Below are 21,048 nucleotides of genomic sequence, written 5' to 3' on the forward strand. Positions count from 1 at the left end.
CGCAATAGACCCTGTCAGTCCCCTCGGCCAATGGTGGGCATTGCCCACCCTACGCATTCACCCATCCACCCTGTCACCCCTCCCCCCCTCATGAGCACCAAAGTCCTCGATATTCAAAACGTTACCGTCAGCTTTGATGGCTTCAAAGCCCTTAGTAACCTCAACTTCTCCATGGACGAGGGAGAGCTACGGGTGATCATTGGTCCCAATGGGGCCGGTAAAACCACCTTTCTCGATGTGATTACCGGCAAAACCAAGCCAACGGAAGGGGTCACGTACTTTAAAGGCCAAGACCTACGGAAATATAAAGAGCACGAAATTGCCCGTCTTGGTATTGGTCGCAAGTTCCAAACCCCTCGGGTATACCTCAACCTCACGCCTCGAGAAAATTTAGATTTGTCGTGTAACCGGACAAAAACGATTTTTCCCACCCTGTTCAAAAAGCCTCCCACCGCCGAGAAGCGCACCGTCGGTGGCCTATTAGAAACCATCGGTCTCGATCACAAGGCTGACATCCCTGCCGCCCTACTCTCCCATGGGGAAAAACAGTGGCTGGAAATTGGCATGTTAGTGGCCCAATCCCCCGACCTGCTGCTGGTGGATGAGCCCGTGGCAGGGCTGACAGACGAAGAAACTGAGCAAACCGGTAACCTGCTAATGTCCCTGGCCGAAAGCCACTCCATTGTGGTGATCGAGCACGATATGGAGTTTGTGCGCCAGATCGCTCGCCAGGTGACGGTGCTGCACCAGGGTACCGTGCTTTGTGAAGGTACCATGGACCAGATCCAAAACGATCCTAAGGTGATCGAAGTTTACCTAGGCAAAGAAACCAGCCTCACCCCCGAGCAAATGCTGCTACTGCGCATTGCCGCCACCATGGCCTGGGCCGATGATAACTTTGCCGATGTCCAGCAGCAGGTGATTCTCGATCGCCTGAGCCGCAAATTTGCCCACGCCCCAGAGGAGCAGGCAAGCTTGCGGGAAGATCTGAAAGATCTACTGGCCAAAGACATCCCCCTAGAAGAGTTGGTCCCCCAGTTGACGACTCCCGCCCAGCGGGAACAAGCCCTAATGCTGAGTTACGAGGTGATTAGTTCCAATCAAATCAACGAAACCGAAGCCATCATTTACCAGACCCTGCTGAATTTGTTGGATCTACCCCCAGACACCGTTCGCCGCCTGGAGGCCGCCGCCCTGGAGGAATTGGCCGTACGGGGGGATTAGGGGAAATTTTGGATTTTGGATTTTGAATTCGATACCCCATCCCCCCCGTTCCCCATCCACCCATCCACCCCTACCCTGTGGGAAGCCGTTCCGCGTCTACACCCCATCACCCCCACCCTCTCCACCTCTCTCATCCACCCATCCACCCCGTTACTCATCCACCCATCCACCCCCATGACCACCACCCTCCCCACCCCCACCCACCAAGATCCCCTCACCGCTCCCATGGTGGAAATCTCTGGGCTCAACTTCTACTACGGCGAAAGCCACATTCTACGGGACGTCAACTTGACAGTTCCCAGAGGGCAAATGGTCTGTCTGATTGGCCGCAACGGGGTGGGCAAGACCACACTGCTGAAAAATATTATGGGAGTACTACGTTCTCGTACTGGAACGATTCGGTTTGAAGGGCAGGTAATCAATAGTTTTCCTCCTGATCGCCGGGCTCGGTTAGGGATTGGCTATGTGCCCCAGGGGCGAGAGGTGATTCCTCGTCTGACGGTGCGGGAGAATTTGCTGATTGGCCAAGAAGCGTTGGGTAGTCGTGGCAAAGCTCGAAAAGAAGTGCCGGAATCTATCTATGAACTATTTCCAGTGCTCAGGGATATGCTGGATCGGATGGGGGGCGACCTGAGTGGCGGGCAACAGCAGCAACTGGCGATCGCGCGCGCGATCATGGGCCAACCCAAACTGTTGGTGCTGGACGAGCCCACAGAAGGGATTCAGCCCTCGATTATTCTGGACATTGAGGCAGCAGTCAAAAAAATTGTCAAGACCACTGGCATTTCGGTGCTGTTGGTCGAACAGCACCTACATTTTGTGCGCCAGGCTGACTATTACTACGCTATGCAGCGGGGCAGTATTGTGGCTAACGGTCCCACCCGCGAACTGACAAACGACATTGTTCAAGAGTTTCTGGCGGTATAACGCCAATATTGTCTACAGATCACCAGCAATCTGCGGTATAGGTCAGCTAACCATTCCTGATACCTGACACCTATAACCTGACACCCTCAGCAACGGTGATCATATGTCTGCCAGGCAAGTACAAGTACTGGTCAGGGGGCGCGATCGTCTCGGTTATTCAGTCACATTTCTTTCTCAGGATCAATAGTCAGGGGGCTGGCCATCTGCAACAGTAAAAGTGGATAGAACATGAAGTTAACCCTATGGCTACCTACCTAGTAACTGGCGCTAATCGCGGCATTGGCTACGAATATTGTCGGCAGCTGAAACAGCGGGGTGATACTGTGATTGCAGTTTGTCGCCAGCCCTCCGACCCCCTCAAAGCGTTAGGGGTAACGGTGATCACAGGGATCGACATCACTGACGCTAGCGCTGTGGCCGATCTGACTGAAAAGCTGCAGGACACCCAACTGGATGGGTTGATCAACAATGCCGGTATTCTAGAGCGCATTACCCTAGAGAATCTAGACTTTGACAGCATTCGCCGCCAATTTGAAGTGAATGCCCTCGCCCCCTTGCGCCTGACGGCGGCTCTCCTGCCAAATCTGGCTGAGGGGTCAAAAGTGGTACTCATGACCAGTCGGATGGGCTCCATTGGCGACAATACCTCCGGTAGTTCCTATGGCTACCGCATGTCAAAGGTGGCTCTCTCGATGGCGGGCAAGTCGTTGTCCCATGACCTCAAGCCTAAGGGTATTGCGGTGGCGATTCTACATCCAGGCTTAGTGCAAACCCGGATGACAGGGTTTACCGATAGCGGCATTACGCCTGCAGAGTCGGTAAAGGGGCTGCTGGCCCGAATTGACGAGCTCACCCTAGATAACTCTGGAACCTTCTGGCACGCCAATGGAGAAGTGCTACCCTGGTGAGCCTTCTAAGCGCTAAAACCCATGGGCTGATACGCTGGCGAGCTTTTCAAAAGTGGGTTTAGCAAAGTAATAGCCCTGAAACAGCTCAATGCCAAAAGACTGCAAGACACTCAATTCTTCGTAGGTTTCAATTCCCTCGGCGATCACCGTGGTGGACAGCTCTTCGCACACTTGCAAAATGCCTTTGATAATGGCCTGGCGAATTTTATCCTGCTCGATATTGCGAATCAGCGCCATGTCAAGTTTGATCATATCCGTGCGAATTTCAGCTAGAAAGTTTAACCCTGCATAGCCAGCCCCAAAGTCGTCAATGGCGGTTTTAAAGCCCCGGCTTTTGTAGTGGGCCACGATTTCCCGCAGATGGGCATGGTCGGTGACTTTCTCCCCCTCGGTAATTTCAAAGATAATGCGGTTGATTGGGAAGTTATACCGCTCAGCCGCTTCGAGGGTGGTTCGAATGCAAAGTTCTGGGCGGTAGACCGCATTGGGCATAAAGTTGATGCTAAGAAAGGAGGGGATTTCCAGCTTGGCGGCTAGCTTAACGGCTTTGACCCGACAGGATTGATCAAAGCGGTAGCGGTTTGTGTCGTTTACTTGTTGAAAGACTTGCTCGGCAGGTTCATTATTCAACCCTCGGACCAAAGCTTCTTGGGCGAAAATTTGCCGTGCCGTGGTGTTCACAATGGGTTGAAATGCCATTGTGAAATCAAATGCGAGTCCTTCTCCCCTGCAACATTCTTGGCAACCCGCCGGGCGATCGCCGATTTTAACTGTCATAGATCTCACTGTCTCCGTTAAGCAAGCTGTAGCCTAAAGTATTGATCAGTTAGGCTACGTAGGTTAGGGCAATCTGAGCTGTCAGACTCTTCATAACGTTCTAGCATTCCAGTTTTAACATTTGTCGTTTGCTAGCCCCTTAAAGATGGCCCTAAAGGCCTAAAGCCGGGGATGATTTAAATCCTCTACTTTCAAAAAATTGGTAATTAAAAATATCTTAAAGATTCTATTCTCAGTGCAGGTGCCGAGACCTGGGTTCAACGGCCTAGTTGTTGGTTAATAGAGTCACGGTGACGACTGCAAGCAATCAGCAGATTGACAGTCACTATGGCTTCACCCCAATCCTGGAGCAGGTTCTCGCTGAAAAAATAGTTCCAGCGAGAACCTGATAGTTCGACCCAAGATAGGCGTTAATAGCCAAACATGACCCTAGGGTGTCTTTAGTTTACCCAATTCTGTTCAGCTGATTAACCCTTGAACGTCTTAGTCACCCGCTGCATTGCAGCGTTGACATTTTCCCGGCTATTGAAGGCGGAAATGCGGAAGTAGCCTTCCCCAGCGGCCCCAAAGCCAGAGCCTGGGGTACCTACCACATGGCAGGTGTGCAACAGCTTATCGAAAAAGTCCCAACTGGTGAGATCGTTAGGGGTTTTGACCCACACATAGGGGGCATTGACCCCGCCATAGACGCTGATGCCAGCCGCCGTTAGCTGTTCCCGAATGATGCGGGCATTTTCGAGATAAAAGTCCACCAGAGCTTTGATTTGCGCTTGTCCTTCAGGGGAATAAACCGCCTCGGCCCCCCGCTGCACAATGTAAGACACGCCATTGAACTTAGTGGACTGCCGCCGGTTCCACAGGGTGTGTAGCGCCACATCGCTGCCATCAGCGGCTTTCCCTGTGAGGGATTTAGGTACCACGGTCAGGGCACAGCGGGTGCCGGTAAAACCAGCGTTTTTGGAGAAGGAGCGAAACTCGATAGCACAGTCCTGAGCGCCTTCAATTTCGTAGATGGAGTGGGGAATAGCCGGATCGGTGATGAACGCTTCGTAGGCGGCGTCAAACAGAATAATGGACCCATGGGCCTTGGCATAGTTAACCCAGGCTTGCAGGTGTTCTTTGGTGGCGACGGCACCCGTGGGGTTGTTGGGGAAACACAGGTAGATTAGATCTACCTTTTCGTCAGGGATGCGGGCGGTAAAGGCATTTTCTGCATTAATCGGCAGATAGACTAACCCTTCGTACTCGCCAGCCTCGTTGGCTGGACCGGTGTGGCCCGCCATCACGTTGGTGTCTACATAGACTGGGTAGACCGGGTCAGTTACGGCAATGGAGTTATCACGGCCAAAGATGTCCAAAATGTTGCCGCAGTCGCACTTGGACCCATCGGAGATGAAAATTTCGCTGGGGTCAATGTCACACCCCCGGGCTTGGAAGTCGTGCTGGGCAATTTTTTCCCGCAGCCATAGATAACCCTGCTCGGGGCCATAGCCTTTGAAGGAGTCGCGATCGCCCATGTCTTCTACGGCTTTAACCATGGCGGTGCGACAAGCCTCTGGCAGGGGTTCGGTGACATCACCAATCCCCAGCTTAATGATGGCCGCATCAGGGTTAGCATCGGCAAAGGCATTCACCCGACGGGCAATTTCAGGAAACAGGTAACCCGCTTTAAGCTTGAGATAGTTGCTGTTGATAGTAGCCATGGGGCGTTTACACAATCGTTACAGTTGCTTACACCAGAGTACCGCCCCATGGAGGGATTTGAGGTGCTTTCCTTAGTCGTCAAAGTCGCTAAAATCGCTGGAGTCAGAATTAAAAAACGCTCCAGAGACTGTGTGCTCTAACTCCATGCGCTGTTCCATCTGGCGTAGAAAGTAGCCGGTCATCATGGCGGAAGCCAACAGCCCAGCTAGGTTTTCGCGATCGGTGGTGACTTGCACGTTAAAACCTTCTGTGGGGAGTACCCCAACCAACCCTTGTACATTATGGGCAATAATCTGTTTGATTTCCCCGCTGACGGACTGGGCTACTCGACTAAGCACCTCTGGCGACTGGTGCTGGAGATATTTAAGCAACTCGTTGGGGTGGTCGCTATTGGTGGACATTCCGACGAATTCAGCGTCTTCGGGATTAAACACCATGAAAATCAGAGACCTCTGGTCACAACGTCAGCGATGATGGAAAAGCTGTATTGGTCAGCAACAGTCGAAACTATGCCCTGGAACAGCCCCACATCAAGCTAATACCTATCAGTATTTCCGATAATAGCGTAACAAATCATGAAAATACCGTCAGGATGCTTCATCCACCGGATCATCAGATTCGGGGTCTGACGCCAGTGAATCGGGGCTATCCCCATCCTTAGGGGGCTTGGCCGCTTTGGGTTTGAGTTCGGGCAATTGATCAATTTCAAAGTGTTGATAAAACTTATCGGTCACCTGCACCAGCGACGATCGATTATCCGCCTGGCGGCGCTTGCGCACAAAGCCTTGGCTATGGAGTTCTTGCACATGCTGATAAGCCCCGGAACCGCGTAAATCAACTAACTCAGTCTGGCTCAGGGGTCCACGCAGGGCAATCACCGCCAGGGTGCGCAGGGCCCCTACCCCCAGGTCCAAAGGAATGAGTAGGTCTACCAAAAACCGATAGCGTTCCTTGAGTTGGAGGCAGTACCCATCCACGGTTTCCACAATCTCCAGGGCCCCATCCCGGTGGGCGTAGTCATTCATCAACTCGATCAGGCCTTCTTCAATGTCTTCGCGATCGCAGCGGGCAATCTCCGCCAGCTTGCCGATGGATAGGGGCTGACCTTTGAGGTAAAGGATAGCTTCGATGCTGGTGGCCAGGGAGGGCATGGGGGAAGGTGGGGTGGGGGGGAGGTGGGGGAGGTGGGGGAGGTGGCGTAGGGGCGGACCTGTGTGTCCGCCCTGGGGGGGAATGGGAAAATGGGTGGATGGGTGGATTGGGAAGGAGGGGAATTTTGGATTTTGGATTCTTCACTTTTCGTTCTTCCCTTTTCGTTCTGCTGCGCAAGGGCTACGCCCTACGTTCTTCGGTCTTCGGTCTTCGGTCTTCAAATGCGTCGGGCCGGGCCGGGGGTGTCTGCTGCCGGGGAGGGTGGGTGCCATTCCTCAATCTAAATTGCGGCCAGTGAGTTCGACAAAAATATCTTCCAGGTTAGAGGGGCGGGTCATCATGCCGGTTTTATCGGGTTGCTGATCCAAATGGGCGTTGGCCGCCTCTAGGGTGGGAAAGAAGCTGTAATCCCAGCGATCGCCCCGTTGGGTCATGACAATCCCTTCCCCATGGCGCTGACGCAGTTGGTCTAGGGTGCCCAGTTCGATCAGTTTGCCCTGGTCTAAAATGCCAATGCGATCGCACAGGTATTCCACTTCTTCCATGTAATGGGTGGTCAGGAGCATAGTCATCCCCTGTTGGTTCAGCCCCTGGATAATTTCCCACAGGCGGCGGCGGGTTTGGGGGTCTAGACCCACCGTTGGTTCGTCCAGGAACAGGATTTTGGGGTTATGCAGCAAGGCCCGGGCAATCTGCAACCGCCGCTTCATCCCGCCGGATAATGTTTTCACCTTATCATCCCGGCGATCGGCCAGTTCCACATAGTCTAGCCAACGGTCGATAGCTTGGCGGCGCTGGGGGTTAGGGATGTGGTGCATGCGGCCATGGAATTCCATGTTTTCCCACACTGACAGGTCGCCATCGACACTGGTTTGTTGGAGGACCACCCCAATTTGACGGCGCACGGCTAACTGCTGGCGGCAAACGTCATAACCGGCTACCACCAGATGGCCATCGGTGGGCTGGGTGAGGGTGGTCACCATCCGAATAGTGGTGGACTTGCCTGCGCCATTGGGGCCGAGTAAACCAAACACTTCCCCAGATTTAATCTGTAGGGAGAGATCGTTGACCACAGACATACCGTTGTAAACCTTGTGAACGTTTTGCAGGCTAACCGCAGCATCCATAAGTTAGTAACACTTTGTTAATAATTCCGATTCCCTTTAGAGTATCTCTCAGCCGATTCCGTTTAAACCATGCGAGCTCGAATTCATCAGCAAATTCTGTACATTCACCAGGACGATGTGCCCGCCTACAAAAAGTCGGGTTCTGTGGTGCGCAACAGCTATTTCTGGGCGCTGCGATCGATTGCTGACCGGGCCATGTTCAATAAAGATTGGGAATTTGCCGATGTGGTCTGGCCTGCCCTCAGCCGCATGTTAACTAGCTTTATGGAGTCAGGGTACTTAGGTTATGGAGAAACCATCCTAGAGTTTGACCACGATGATGTGATTCCAGAGGATCTACGCCCGGTAGGTACCTGGGTCGATTGAGTCCTGCATCCCACGGAAGACTGTTGCTAGGACTGCAACCTCGGTAGATGCAAAGCTCTCCAATTGTTGCTCCCCCATAGGGCTTAGCCCACGGAAGATAGGGGGCAGATGCTTTTTGCCTTTTGCTACACCACGTCTGGTAAAGGACGTTTAAGTCGATACAGCCACAGTAGGCCCCCGATTCCCAGAGCAATCCCCCCTAGGCTGACCACCTGGGCGATGCGCAATGGCCCTAGCATCAAGCTATCTAAACGCAACCCCTCAATCCACAGGCGGCCTAAGCTGTAGGCGGCAAAGTAAACCAGAAAAACAGTACCGGGCTTGAGCCGATCGGGATGGCGCAGACCCCAAAAAAACAGCCAGAGCACTAGCCCCAAGACCCCCAAATTCCAGAGAGATTCGTAGAGGAAGGTGGGATGGTAATACTCAACGGCTTCTAGCCCTGGCGGGCGTTGGGCCGGGGGTATGTAGAGCCGCCAGGGAAGATTCGTGGGGGCACCAAAGGCCTCGGAATTAAAGAAATTGCCCCAGCGGCCAATCGCCTGGCCCAACACCAACGATGGGGCGACAATATCGGCCAGTTGCCAAAAGGAGAGTTTGTAACGTCGGGCAAACAGCACCGTGGCGATCGCCCCGCCTAGAATCGCCCCATGAATGGCGATTCCTCCCTGCCAAATGGCCAGGGCGTCTAGGGGCCGGTTGGCATAGCGATCCCACTCAAACAGTACATAGTAGAGCCTGGCCCCTGGTAACGCCCCCACCACCAGCCAAATGAGCAGGGTCTCGATCCGCTCGGGGGCGATGTTCCGCCGTTGCCCTAACCGCTGGGCCAAGAACAAACCAATCACCACGGCTGAGGCGATCAGCAGCCCGTACCAGCGGATGACGATGGGCCCTAACTGAAAGGCCACAGGCCCCGGAGAAGCAAACTGCCCCAGCACAACGGCCATGTCTGGAACCATAGAAGTTAAAAACGACAGCATCGGCAACGACTCTTTCCCAAAACGATCAAACCAGGTTTAGGGGATTCTAGCGACTATGTTATATAGTCTGTTGACTGATCCAGGCTGTTGGCTAGCCCCCCTATCGAGCTAAGTTCAGCCTCTGTACTGTGAGTAGTGTCTGCGCTGGAATCCGCTTAGGCGGTCAGCCAAGTGATTAGCCAAGTGGGCATCACCTGATCCAGGGTGGCTAGTAAATCCCCCTGAAGCAGGTCTGGCATTGCAATCACATGCAGTTGAAGCAAGACCACAATGGCCACGGTATAGAGGGTTGAGGTGATCAGACCATTACGCAGTGACTGACCGCCAGAAGGACTCTGCTGATGGCGCAGGGCCGTCACTGCCCCCTGTTGTATCAGCACAAAACCCACGACATTGGTCAACCAATAGCCTACCCCAGTGAGGGGAACTAACGCATCGGGGTAAGGGCGGCTGACGAGATAGCCAAAGCCTAAGGCCAGGGGCAAGTTGATCACCAAGTCATTCCACCAACAGAGGGGCGAAAGCAGATAGCCAACCGCCACTAGGGTGCCCCCCCAGCATCGACGTAACCAAGTATTGGTAGCCTGGGGAACGGTGTCTTCAGACTTTTTTGTCATCGCAAAAGCCTCAAAGCCAGGGCAACGACAATGATGACATAGATGATGTTATGTCGGCACTGGGAGTCATTTTCTGGAGGGTTTTGCCTTATCCTTTGTAAGGAAGACGATAATATGCGATCGCACCTTTCCTGCCCCCAGTTTGTGGCTCGCTAATGCCTTCAGTTCCCCTACCTGACAACGAAGCGAGACGGTTAGAAGCCCTGCGGCGATACAACATTCTAGACACGCCCCCCGAAGCTGGGTTTGATCGAATTACAGCTCTGGCGGCCCGTTTACTGGATATGCCCATTGCCATCGTCTCATTGGTGGACGAATCGAGAGCCTGGTTCAAGTCTTGCTATGGCGTATCGACTCAGGCGGTGCAGCGGTACAGTTCCTTGTGCAGCCATGCCATTCTGTCTGATCAGGTCCTAGTGGTGCCCGATGTGCGGCAAGATCCGCGATTTGCCCATCATCCACTGGTCCAGGAGGTGTTAGGCTGCCGCTTTTATGCGGGTGCACCGCTACAAACCCAAGACGGCTTTGTCTTGGGCACCCTATGTGTGCTAGATACCCAACCCCATGAGCGACCTAGCACCGAGCAACAGGCGTTGCTGGCGGATCTGGCCGCCATGGTCATGGATGAACTGGAACTGCGGTTAGCGGCCCAGCGGGTGAGTGAAATTGATACAGCCCTGCTGGCGGTCACCCAAGGGGTAGCCACTGAAACCGGTGAGGCCTTTTTTGTGGCTCTAGTCCAGCACCTGACTGTGGCGCTGGGGGTTGACTACGCTTACATTGGTTTAGCGAAGGGCGATCGCCAGGAGCAGATCCAAACCGTAGCTGCCTTTGCCCGGGGTCAAATTCTGGACAATTTTGACTATTTACTGAACCACACCCCTTGTCAAGAGGTGTTACGCCAGCGCCAGCTGTGTTGTTACCCCAGCGGGGTTAAGGCCCAATTTCCGGGGGCAAAGCTGCTGACTCCGTTGGGTATTGATAGCTACGCGGCCATTCCCTTCTTTGATGCTCAAGGAGAGCCTTTGGGTCTGCTGGGGGTGATGGACACCAAGCCCCTAACCAATGTGAAACTAACCGAGGTACTACTGCCCATTTTTGGCCTTCGGATTGCGACGGAATTTGAACGCTTAACCACCGATGCGGCCCGGCAGCAGGTGCAGCAAAATCTTGAGCTCCTAGTGGCTGAACGCACATCAGAACTCTCCCAGGCCAACGTCCAGCTGCAGCGGGAAATTGCTGAGCGCCAGCACACAGAAGCGGCCCTTAAAAAAGAGCGAGAAATGCTGCGGGTGCTGCTGGAAAACGTACAAGCGGGGATTGTGGCCTGTGATGAAACCGGGCTCTTAACCCTGTTTAACCAGGCGGCCCGTGACTTTCATGGTTTATTGGAACAATCCCTGCCGCCGGATCAGTGGACTGAATACTACGACCTCTATCAGCCCGACGGCAAAACGCCTCTGACGAAAAGCGCAGTTCCCTTATTTAGGGCGTTGCGCGGAGAGCGGGTGGATAGCGCCGAGATGGTGATTGCCCCCAAGGGGAAACCGACTCGTACCGTGCTGGCCAGTGGTCAGGCGATCGCCACCAGCGATGGTCCTTGCCATGGGGCTGTGGTGGTCATGCACGACATCACTGAGCGCAAGCAGATGGAGAATGCTCTGCGGGCCAGTGAAGCCAGGCTGTCTAGAATTTTTGAAACGATCCCCGACGGCATTTTGATGTTTGACCAGCGGGGCAAGATTGTCACGGCTAACTCGGCGGCGGAGGACATTTTGAGGCTCTGCCGCGCAGATCTCACTGGCCGTACTTACGATCAAGTCAATTGGGTGATGATCACCCCAGACGGCGAGCCCCTGGTTGATGCAGAGTTAGCCTTTGGTCAGGTAATGCGCACTAAACAGTCGGTGCATGGGGTAGAACTGGCCATGACCCACGCCGATGGCACAACCGTAACCCTATGTGTCAATGCCTCTCCCTTGCTGGATGCCGACGACCAAATCACCCATATGCTGGCATCTATTAGTGACATTACCGAGCGCAAGCAGGCCGAACTAACCCTGCAAGCCTCAGAAGAGCGCTATCGATCAGTGATTGAAACGGTGGCGGAGGGGATTGTGCTGCAACATGCTGACGGCACCATCTTTACCTGTAATGCCAGTGCAGAACATATCCTGGGGCTCACCGCCGATCAGATGATGGGACGTACCTCCCTGGATCCTCGTTGGGCTTCCATTCACGAAGATGGATCGCCCTTTCCGGGGGATCAGCACCCAGCCATGGTCACCCTGCGCACAGGCGAGCCCCAGTCTAATGTGGTGATGGGGGTCCATAAACCAGACAACACCCTCACCTGGATTTCAATCAACACCCGTCCTTTGTTTAATCCAGATGAGCCGGTACCCTTTGCGGTGGTGGCCTCGTTTTTTGACATTACCGATCGCAAACTGGCCGAAGCCGAGCGGGCTCAACTGATTCGTGAACAGGCGGCCCGCCTAGACGCTGAGGCAGCTCAGTTCCGGGCGGCTCTATTGGTGGATATCAGTACTCTGTTGGCCTCGTTGCTTAACCATACCGAAACCCTGCAACAGGTGGCCGATCGCATCGTCCCGTTCTTTGCGGATTGGTGCATGATTGACTTGCTACACCCCACCCATGGCCTAGAGCGAGTGGCGATCGCCCATTCGGACCCGGCCAAGGTAGACCTGGGCTGGCAGATACATCGCCAGTATCCCCAATACCTTGAGGATGGAGAAGGGGTACCAAAGCTTCTGCGGACGGGCCAAACCAGGCTGTTGCCCACCATTGAAGCAGCGGTCCTACAAGTGGTGGCCCAAGATCAAGGGCACTTACGCAAGCTGCAAGCCTTAGGGCTTAAGTCCTGTATTGTGGCCCCCCTGATTGCCCGAGGACAAGCGCTGGGGGTCATCTACTTTATGACCGCCGAGTCAGATCGCACCTATGTAGCAGCCGATTTGGCCCTAGCCGAAAACGTTGCCCATCAGATCGCGATCGCCGTCGACAACAACCGCCTCTACCAGGCCGAACAAACAGCCCGTAGCGAAGCGGAGGCGGCCAATCGGATCAAAGATGAGTTTTTGGCGGTGCTGTCCCATGAATTGCGATCGCCCCTCAACCCGATCTTGGGATGGTCTCAACTACTGCAAAGGCGGCAGCCCGACGCTGCTACCCTAGCCCGTGGCCTAGAAACCATTGAACGCAACGCTAAGCTGCAAACTCAACTGATTGCCGATCTGCTGGATGTATCGCGAATTTTGCAGGGTAAGCTCAGCTTGGAGGTGGCGGCGGTCAATGTCCAAACCACCATCGAGGCGGCGATGGAGACCGTGCGCCTGGCGGCAGAGGCCAAGGGGATCGAGTTGCGGCCTCAGTTTGCCCCATCTGTGCCCCCTGTGCTGGGGGACGCTGGTCGCCTCCAGCAGGTGATGTGGAACCTGTTATCCAATGCCATTAAGTTCACCCCAGAGGGGGGCCTTGTGACCATTCGCTTGGGGCTGATCTGCTCGGACAATGGGGTTGACCAGGCCAAGATTACGGTCACCGATACCGGCAAAGGCATCGATCCTGCCTTCATTCCTTATATTTTTGAACGGTTTCGCCAAGCCGATAGCAAAACCACCCGTAAGTTTGGTGGTTTAGGTCTGGGGTTGGCGATCGCCCGGCAATTGGTCGAATTACATGGGGGTACCATTGCTGCCACCAGTGCTGGTGATGACCAGGGATCTACCTTCACCGTACATCTGCCCATCGCCCGTAGCCCTAACCCCGCCCAAGCTAGGGATAGCTGCATCTCTCAGGCGCATGGGTCGCACCAGGCTGCCACCTTAGCGGGCATTCGCATTTTAGTAGTTGAAGACGAGGCAGATGCCCGCCACTTACTGGTGGTTGTGCTTCAGCAAGCAGGGGCCGAGGTAACGGGCGTGTCCTCTGGCCAACGGGCCTTGCTTACGTTGGCCAATCTAAGTGTCGATGTTTTGATTAGTGATATCGCTATGCCCGACATGGATGGCTACACCTTAATCGCTCAGGTACGCAGTCAACTGGCCATCCAAGGGCTGCAACCCACCATCAAAGCCATAGCCCTAACAGCCTATGCTGGAGACATTAATCAACAAAAAGCGATCGCCGCCGGGTTTGACCATCACTTGAGTAAACCATATGAGCCCGCTGACTTGATCGCCGCGATCGCCAGATTAGTGGGTTGACGTCATACAGCGTATTCCTTAAGGTGGGCGCCTGTGCCCGTAATAAACGAAACTTTTCTAGTCTCGATGGTCCGCTTTAGCCTCTAATAAGGTAGCTACCTTAGATAGCAACTGATCACATTCAACCGGCTTACGAATAAAATTGCCAGGCTCTAATGCTAACTGCTGGTCGGTATGGATATTGTCATGGGCCGTCACCATCAAGATGGGAATAAAAGGCAAATCTGGATTTTGACGAATCTTACGAGTCACCTCGTAGCCATTCATACCAGGCATCATGATATCCATCAAAATCAGGTCAGGCAGAAAATCTTTTACCTTAGTTAAGGCTGTACCACCATCAGTCGCAGTTTCCACCTGATATCCTTCCGTTTCTAAAATAGTTTGGAGGAAAAAGATATTATCATCGATGTCATCGACGACCAAAATTTGAAAGTCAGAGGGAACGCACACGATAAAAAACTTGTAGAAATCTTTGATTTTTTACAGTTTAATCGATGAGCGTTTATACCCACCTCACACTTCAGACACAGATTGATTCCAGTATACGTTCCACAATAAAGATGGACCGGACCATTTTGACCAAGAACCAAAGCATCTGCCGTCAGAGAAAGGCAAAGGAATAATCGACCTAAGCGTGTGTCAATTAAACACTTATCCGAAGTCTGATCGCGACCAGCCCAACAGACCAGGTTCGCGTCCTGGAAATGGATGCTTCTTTAGTTGGGATACTCTAAAGCAAGGATAGTTCCACCACGCCAGCGATCGCGCTAGCCAAGGCTGCAACCATAACATAACGGGGCGGCGTAAACGGCTTGCGACGCTGGGCCCGACGCTTTAAGGCCCCGTAAATGTGGGGCGCACCCAACAGAAAGAAGAGAATGCCTAAGATGCTGGTACTGGCAGGCGACCGACCCAAATAAGAACTGCTTTGATTGGCTAACATTAGCAAAAATCCAAATTCGTCAAAGACAACTGGTCAGCGAGGCTCCAAGGGTTAGCAGAACTGCACAGAATGCCGTTATCCAACAAGGGGCTTAACTATTCGTTACATTAGCTCGACCCGTTTCACTCCGACAAGAGTATTTATGCCCAGGCGCTGGTGATCGCTGTAACAGTCCCCTACGGAGGCGAATGCTTGAGGCTAGTAAGGAAGGCAGAAATATGACCACCTAGGCTGAGGGTGTCAGGTGTCGGGTGTCAGGTGTCAGGTGTCGGGTGTCAGGTGTCAGGAATGGTGGGCCGACTTATGCTTCAGAGTACTAGCCATTGGTTCTTCTTTTTTTAGAGTGGTGCATTGCTCCGCGAATGCACCCTACGGTACTTTTTCGTTTTTTGTTCTTCCTTCTTCCCTCTTCCCTATGTGGCCAAATACTGGGTAATCTGACGCAAGGCCTCAACCCCTTGAACGTCTTTGGCAAAGAAAGGCACCTGAAAGTGCGGTAACTGGCGAAAGTCCCGCTGTATCTGGCGCAAGTAGGCTGCTTCCTGGTGCCGCCGGGTCTCAAAAAAGTCCCCTGAGGCCGTTTCAGGTAAGACACGGTTAATCACCAGCGCGGCCACGGGAATCTGCCCCTGGCGCAGGGCGGCCAGGGCTTTTTGGCTTTCCAGAATCGGTAACTTTTCTGGAATCAGCACCAGCAAAAAAGCGGTCATGGTGGGGTCCAGCAGGAGACGTCTGGCTCGATAAAATCGCCGCTGGCGCTCGGTGAGGATCTGCCGGATTTGCTCGGTTCGCCAATCCTGAGGGGGCGGCTCGGGTAGCAACGCCTGGCTGTCCCCTACCTGGCGGAACATGCGCCCCAGATCTGCCGATCGCTGCCGACGGCTAAGTAATCCATCGGTCCAGGCGGCCATCAATTGGGGCAGGGACAGCAGCCGCAGAGTGTGTCCGGTGGGGGCGGTGTCAAAAATAATCCGGTCGTACCGCTGTAGCCCGTCATCCATCAGCTGGCTCAGGCGCTCTAGCAGGGCTGCCTCCAGAGTGCCTGGAGCCAGGCGAGTCAGGTCCATCTGTCGATCAACCTCGCTGTAAAGATGGGGTTTCACCCAATTCCGCAGGTTTTGTTTGACCGTACCAATGTAGCGGTCTGCCTCCGCCTCAGGATCAATTTCTAACCCCCAAAGGTGGGGCAGCAGTTGCCGATCGCGATCGCCCAGCGACTGCCCAAAAATATCCCCCAGGGAATGGGCCGGATCGGTGGAAACCACCAGACAGTTACAGCCCTGGTCTGCCGCCATCAGCCCCAGGGTGGCGGCGGTGGTGGTTTTGCCCACGCCCCCCTTGCCCCCCACAAAAATCAGTTGCTGCCGGCCTAAGCCTAAAGCCGCCCATGGTTGAGGCTCGATGATATCACCTGTAGTAGCCATAGCTGTTGCCGTTAACAGCAGCGGATATTATCCAGGGGTGATTGATCCATGCCCTGACGCTGGTGCCACTGGTGGAAATCATCGTAAAGCAAGGGTAGCAATTCTAAGGTGTAGAAACTCACTGGGTTGGGCACCCCCAACATTTCTGAGAATACCAACAGCATAAACAGATCATCGCGATCCCGCTGTTCTCGGGCCAGCTGCTGACGGTAGGGAGCCTGGTAAAACTCCTCCAGCCAGTAACGTAGATGCTGATAGATATGTTGCCAGCGCATTGATTTCATCGGCTAACGCCCATCGCTACCCTATGAGGTTACTCTACGACCTGCTCAGCCCTGGCTTCTAATCGGGCTCGGTTGAAGACCACCGCCGATTCTAGAACCACCCACACCGCTGCAACCAAGATCAACACATCAAGCAACAGCAAGAAGTAGTTGCCCTGGTTCCAAAAGTCTCCTAATTGAATCAGCAGGGCTAAAACGGTCATCAACAGCACAAACACCAGCGGCACCAGGGTATACCAGTAGGGGCGGGCCAGCTTCACCAGCAGCACACTGATCACCAGCAGGGTTAGCGCCGCCAGCAACTGATTGGTGGTACCAAACAGCGGCCAAATGGTCATGCCGCCGGTACCAGCGGTGCCCCCCGCCCCAAAGGCGAGAATTAAACAGGTGATTACCGCCAGAGAGGTTGACACATATCGATTGGTCAGGGCTGGCAGTTGGTAAATCTGCCCCCATTCTTGGATAATGTAGCGCTGCAAGCGCACCCCAGTGTCCATGGTGGTGCCAGCAAACAACACTGCAATCACCGCCAATAGGGTGGTCGCAAACCCCACCGGCAGACCCAAGCCATTGTGCATAATGTTAGCTCCCCCCTGCACAAAAGCACCGACACCCCCAGCCGCAAAGGACTGGTAGAACTCCTGCCAATCGCCCAGGGTGGCAAAACCGGCGGTGGTGGCCAGAATGGTAGCTAGGGCTAGGGATCCTTCACCGACGGCCCCTAAGTAACCCACAGGCCGAGCATCGGTTTCCTTGTCAAGCTGTTTCGAGGATGTCCCAGAGGATACCAGGCCATGGAAACCCGAAATTGCCCCACAGGCAATGGTGACAAAGAGTAAGGGAACTAAAGCCGGGGCATCCGCAGGTACCGCTGGATTCAAAGCTGGCGCTACCACGGTAGGGTTTGAGATCAAAACTGCCAGGTAAAGAATGCCCAGGCCCAAAAACAACTGCAAGGAGTTGATGTAGTCACGGGGTTGAAGTAGCAACCAAACTGGCAACAATGAGGCGATAAAGGCGTAGGCAAAGAGTAACAGAATCCAGGTGGTTGCTCCTAGTTCGGGGGCTGGTAATACATCCCCCAGGTAAACCATAAAGTACAGAATGGCGAGGCCGCCCAGAGAAGGCCAAAGTAATCCCATCCCCCGGCGATATAGCAAGTAGCCAATGGCCAAAGCCACCACAATGGCACTCCAGGCAGGTAAAACACTGCTGCCGAAATTGACAAATAGGTTGGCAATAACCACGGCAAAAACCGCATTGACCATCAATAAGACGAGGAAAATCACAATCATAAACAGGCTGCGAGCCCGCCTACCTACCACATCCTCTGTTAGGGCACCAATGGAGCGGCCCTGGTTGCGCACACTGGCCCAAAGGGCTCCAAAGTCATGTACTCCACCAATGAAGACGGTACCAAAAACCACCCAGAGAAACGCGGGTAGCCACCCCCAAATCACAGCGATGGCTGGCCCCACAATTGGGGCTGCCCCAGCCACAGAGGTAAAATGATGCCCCCAAAGAACCAAAGGCTTGGTCGGTACATAGTCAACGCCATCTTCATAGGCGTGGGCCGGGGTCACAGCCTCGGGGCGGAGGCGATAGACCCGCTTAGCAATCCATCGTGAGTAAAACCGATAGCCCAGAAAAAATCCAAGCCATCCTAAGATCGCCAGGAGTGCGGCACTCATTGCTTGTGATCTCCTCAAACAGTGTAGGGGGACGTTAGCCCTAAAAGATATCATCGAGAGGACCCTGGTCTATAGGTCACTTAAACAATCGATTCACATTTGCAACATTCTGGTAACAGTTCTAGGTTGAACAGCTGGCTTTACCTGAACTGCGCCGACACCAATGGAGGCCGTCAGCCTGTGGATGTCAGCTGGAAGCGGCCAGGTCTATCTGTTGAATTGGCAACGTTTCTAAGCTCCTAACTCTTCAAACAGAGCATATTGGATCCGTACGTTTTAATAAAAATCCTTGCAGGATCTACCAAACTGTGGGAGTTTTTTGTAACCTTAAAAACCCCTGTATCTTGATCGGGTTTTCGGGGTTTAGCCCCCTACTTCCCCCTATGGTTAGTGCTGGCCAAGGGTTGAAAGACAGGATGCGGGCTGTCTAGGCTTTGCTGGTCAAGCACTTTAGCGTTTATGGCAGAGAGACTTGTACTTAGAGGTTTGTGATGAGGCGTCAACTTGTTCTGGCTGGGACCATTGGGTTTACCTTAGGCCTGGCCGCGTGCAGTATTCCTGAGTCGATGAGCTATGGAACTCCAGCCCAGGCTGAGACCACAACTGCGGCCCCAGGACCACCTGGATCTAACTATGAGGTGTGGGCCTTAGACCAGGCCGATACCCATGCTGATGGCGGTGGTCTGCTGTATATCTGGAGTGGGCCAGCTTTGAGAGCCCCGGCGGGAGCCCAGCAAGCGGCAGATCCAGCGGCTGTTGCCCCAGAGGTGTATGACCTGGCTGACGCCGCGATCGCCGCAGGGTGCCCGGTGGCCAAGCGTCCTCACATGTCGCTGGTCAACCACGGTCAGCCCTACCCGACCCATGTGATTGTCGCTAACGTCGCTTCCGGCGATATCCACTTCTTTGACGTGGAGACTCGCGACATCGTCGGCTGTGTGAATGTGGTCGATGCTGGTGGCATCGGCACTGTACAGGCCCATGCTGCCTTTGCCACCCCCGACAACAGTATGGTGATTGTGGCGGACATGGCTGGCAATGCCCTGCACAAGATTGCCACCGACTACGACAACAACCAGTTCGAGTTGGTTGAAACCTTAAACCTGCGTCCCTACGCCGATCAGGTGGGCACTGAAAGTGTCGTCCCCATTTGCCACAACTTTACGGCTGATAGCCAGCACGCCTATGTCACCCTGGCTGGAGGGGGGGTCGCGGTGGTCGGCACAGGCTCTGGGGATGGGTCTACCCCGATGACCGTGGACCACATTTACCCGGCGGATCAAGTCCCTGGTATTGGTTGTGGGGCGTTCCCGCTGGATGACGAAGACATCATGCTGACCAATGGAGAAAGTGGCGCCCAGGGGGGAGATGACTTCCTGTTTGTGTTCGATACCAGCCAGCGCCCTACCTTCCCCGACCCAGTCACCATCGAGCTGCCTGGGGATGACACCCATGGCTCCGAAATTTGTCGCGACCAGGATGGCAAACCCTGGGTTTGGACCTTTATGCGGGTCAGCAACGATGTCAATATCATTGACTTAGAGACCAATGAAGTGGTCTCGACCCTGCCCATGGGCCGTCCCTTTAGCCCAGACCCCAAACCTGATTTAGCCTGGGCCGCCAACAACAAGATGTATGTCAGCTTGCGGGGGCCAAAGCCACTAACCGCCATTGGCAGCCTGCAGAATCCCGAGCGCACCCCTGGGGTGGCCATCCTGGATATGGCGGCTGACTGTCAGTCTTTTGAATGGCCGGAACGCAATCTACTGCCCATGGAAGACAACCCGAATCGGGTCACCCTCGACGACGGCAGAGAGGTCTCTGCCTCTGATCCCCATGGCTTAGAAATTGTCTGGCGTCCCGCCCGTTAACGAGAGGCTAATACCAAGGTGATCTCTAGGAAAGATTTTCCCTATGTGTAGGATGGACAAAGGGCCTTGCCCGTGCCCATAAGCTATCGAGCGATGGGCACGCAAACGTTGCTTATCCTAAGAGGGTATTTTGTGATCCAGAGATTGCCCAGGTCCAGCTTGGGATCTGGAGTTTTTCCACAGGCAGAACGCCAGGTCTGGACTGGACTTTGGTTGAGAACTCGTTAGTGCCGACGGCAAAGGCGCCCGATTTGGCCACTGGTAGCGGTCAAGTAGTCTTGGGGGGCCAGCCATAGCATCAGCCCGCGCTTGCCTGCTGATACGGCAATGGTGTCAAAGGTGAGGATGGACTCATCCACGTACACAGGGTAGGGCTTTTTAGTGCCCAGGGCGGTGACGCCGCCGCGAATGTAGCCGGTGAGGGGCTGTACGGCTTTGAGTGGGACGGTTTCAATTTTGCGATCGCCGGTCAGCGCCGCAAATGCCTTTAAATCTAACTGGGTGTCACCGGGAATGACCGCCAGGCAAATCCCCTGGCGATCGCCCTGAGCCACCAGGGTTTTAAACACCTGGGCTGGGGGCAACCCTAGCTTACTAGCGGTGCTGTCCGCTGCCAGGTCATCGGCATCGACCTCATAGTGGAGTAGCTGGTATGGCAGTTGCAGGCGATCGAGGATACGGGCTGCGTTGGTTTTCATGGACTGAGCTAGATTTGAAGACAAAAGCCGCTGCACATCGCTGTGCAGCGGCCTAATAAATGAGATGGAGGTTGAATGTCATACGGTCTCAGCGAGTAGACCAAGAAATTCTCTAGCCGAGAC

19 protein-coding genes are annotated in these 21,048 nt (G+C 54.2%); 6 read left to right on the forward strand and 13 right to left on the reverse strand.

Annotated features, from left to right (window positions below; genetic code table 11):
• The first annotated feature begins 90 nt into the window (after positions 1 to 90).
• The 3 genes from urtD to E1H13_RS11995 all read left to right on the forward strand — a co-directional run bounded on the left by urtD (position 91) and on the right by E1H13_RS11995 (position 3,059).
• On the forward strand, positions 91 to 1,224 hold the full coding sequence (gene urtD / locus E1H13_RS11985) for an urea ABC transporter ATP-binding protein UrtD (RefSeq protein WP_169613653.1): 1,134 nt from the start codon (positions 91 to 93) through the stop codon (positions 1,222 to 1,224).
• A gap of 174 nt (positions 1,225 to 1,398) precedes the next feature.
• Positions 1,399 to 2,151 carry an urea ABC transporter ATP-binding subunit UrtE gene (gene urtE, locus E1H13_RS11990; RefSeq protein WP_206070384.1) on the forward strand — a complete coding sequence of 251 codons (753 nt, stop codon included), beginning with the start codon at positions 1,399 to 1,401 and terminating at the stop codon, positions 2,149 to 2,151.
• A 242-nt stretch (positions 2,152 to 2,393) separates the two neighbouring features.
• Positions 2,394 to 3,059 (forward strand): SDR family oxidoreductase, encoded by a 666-nt coding sequence (locus E1H13_RS11995; protein WP_169613654.1) that lies wholly within the window; start codon positions 2,394 to 2,396, stop codon positions 3,057 to 3,059.
• A gap of 12 nt (positions 3,060 to 3,071) precedes the next feature.
• On the opposite strand, the gene E1H13_RS12000 is transcribed toward E1H13_RS11995, so the two are convergent.
• The 5 genes from E1H13_RS12000 to E1H13_RS12020 all read right to left on the reverse strand — a co-directional run bounded on the left by E1H13_RS12000 (position 3,072) and on the right by E1H13_RS12020 (position 7,819).
• On the reverse strand, positions 3,072 to 3,836 hold the full coding sequence (locus E1H13_RS12000; RefSeq protein WP_169613655.1) for an EAL domain-containing protein: 765 nt from the start codon (positions 3,834 to 3,836) through the stop codon (positions 3,072 to 3,074).
• A gap of 467 nt (positions 3,837 to 4,303) precedes the next feature.
• A complete protein-coding gene (locus E1H13_RS12005; RefSeq protein WP_169613656.1) occupies positions 4,304 to 5,539 on the reverse strand; it encodes an LL-diaminopimelate aminotransferase in 1,236 nt (411 codons plus the stop codon).
• 72 nt (positions 5,540 to 5,611) lie between these two features.
• The gene (locus E1H13_RS12010) at positions 5,612 to 5,977 is read right to left on the reverse strand and encodes a DUF760 domain-containing protein (protein WP_169613657.1); all 366 of its coding nucleotides are present in this window, start codon (positions 5,975 to 5,977) and stop codon (positions 5,612 to 5,614) included.
• A gap of 150 nt (positions 5,978 to 6,127) precedes the next feature.
• Positions 6,128 to 6,691 carry an SMC-Scp complex subunit ScpB gene (gene scpB / locus E1H13_RS12015; protein WP_169613658.1) on the reverse strand — a complete coding sequence of 188 codons (564 nt, stop codon included), beginning with the start codon at positions 6,689 to 6,691 and terminating at the stop codon, positions 6,128 to 6,130.
• 276 nt (positions 6,692 to 6,967) lie between these two features.
• Entirely contained in the window at positions 6,968 to 7,819 is an 852-nt protein-coding gene (locus E1H13_RS12020; RefSeq protein ID WP_169613659.1) for an ABC transporter ATP-binding protein, read from the reverse strand.
• A gap of 69 nt (positions 7,820 to 7,888) precedes the next feature.
• On the opposite strand from E1H13_RS12020, the gene E1H13_RS12025 reads away from it, so the two are divergent.
• Entirely contained in the window at positions 7,889 to 8,185 is a 297-nt protein-coding gene (locus E1H13_RS12025) for a hypothetical protein (protein WP_169613660.1), read from the forward strand.
• 125 nt (positions 8,186 to 8,310) lie between these two features.
• Here the strand turns inward: E1H13_RS12025 and lgt are convergent, their stop codons facing one another.
• Both lgt and E1H13_RS12035 read right to left on the reverse strand, forming a co-directional pair.
• On the reverse strand, positions 8,311 to 9,147 hold the full coding sequence (gene lgt, locus E1H13_RS12030) for a prolipoprotein diacylglyceryl transferase (RefSeq protein WP_169613661.1): 837 nt from the start codon (positions 9,145 to 9,147) through the stop codon (positions 8,311 to 8,313).
• A gap of 176 nt (positions 9,148 to 9,323) precedes the next feature.
• On the reverse strand, positions 9,324 to 9,785 hold the full coding sequence (locus tag E1H13_RS12035; RefSeq protein WP_206070388.1) for a hypothetical protein: 462 nt from the start codon (positions 9,783 to 9,785) through the stop codon (positions 9,324 to 9,326).
• Positions 9,786 to 9,940: 155 nt separating this feature from the next.
• On the opposite strand from E1H13_RS12035, the gene E1H13_RS27250 reads away from it, so the two are divergent.
• Complete coding sequence (locus E1H13_RS27250; RefSeq protein WP_169613662.1) at positions 9,941 to 14,011, forward strand: PAS domain S-box protein; 4,071 nt, start codon at positions 9,941 to 9,943, stop codon at positions 14,009 to 14,011.
• Positions 14,012 to 14,068: 57 nt separating this feature from the next.
• On the opposite strand, the gene E1H13_RS12045 is transcribed toward E1H13_RS27250, so the two are convergent.
• The 5 genes from E1H13_RS12045 to E1H13_RS12065 all read right to left on the reverse strand — a co-directional run bounded on the left by E1H13_RS12045 (position 14,069) and on the right by E1H13_RS12065 (position 18,356).
• On the reverse strand, positions 14,069 to 14,464 hold the full coding sequence (locus E1H13_RS12045) for a response regulator (protein WP_169613663.1): 396 nt from the start codon (positions 14,462 to 14,464) through the stop codon (positions 14,069 to 14,071).
• Between the two features lie 280 nt (positions 14,465 to 14,744).
• A complete protein-coding gene (locus E1H13_RS12050; protein ID WP_169613664.1) occupies positions 14,745 to 14,957 on the reverse strand; it encodes a hypothetical protein in 213 nt (70 codons plus the stop codon).
• Between the two features lie 413 nt (positions 14,958 to 15,370).
• Positions 15,371 to 16,381, reverse strand: a complete 1,011-nt coding sequence (locus E1H13_RS12055; RefSeq protein ID WP_169613665.1) for an ArsA family ATPase — start codon at positions 16,379 to 16,381, stop codon at positions 15,371 to 15,373.
• Between the two features lie 11 nt (positions 16,382 to 16,392).
• Positions 16,393 to 16,665, reverse strand: coding sequence for a cory-CC-star protein (locus E1H13_RS12060; protein ID WP_169613666.1), 273 nt, complete (start codon positions 16,663 to 16,665; stop codon positions 16,393 to 16,395).
• 29 nt (positions 16,666 to 16,694) lie between these two features.
• A complete protein-coding gene (locus tag E1H13_RS12065; protein WP_169613667.1) occupies positions 16,695 to 18,356 on the reverse strand; it encodes a carbon starvation protein A in 1,662 nt (553 codons plus the stop codon).
• Positions 18,357 to 18,847: 491 nt separating this feature from the next.
• Between E1H13_RS12065 and E1H13_RS12070 the strand changes: the two genes are divergently transcribed.
• On the forward strand, positions 18,848 to 20,227 hold the full coding sequence (locus E1H13_RS12070) for a hypothetical protein (protein WP_169613668.1): 1,380 nt from the start codon (positions 18,848 to 18,850) through the stop codon (positions 20,225 to 20,227).
• Between the two features lie 224 nt (positions 20,228 to 20,451).
• Here E1H13_RS12070 and ybaK read toward each other — a convergent pair whose 3' ends face one another.
• Complete coding sequence (ybaK, locus tag E1H13_RS12075; protein ID WP_169613669.1) at positions 20,452 to 20,925, reverse strand: Cys-tRNA(Pro) deacylase; 474 nt, start codon at positions 20,923 to 20,925, stop codon at positions 20,452 to 20,454.
• Between the last annotated feature and the right edge of the window lie 123 nt (positions 20,926 to 21,048).

It is taken from the genome of Nodosilinea sp. P-1105 (assembly GCF_012911975.1).
GTDB lineage: Bacteria > Cyanobacteriota > Cyanobacteriia > Phormidesmidales > Phormidesmidaceae > Nodosilinea.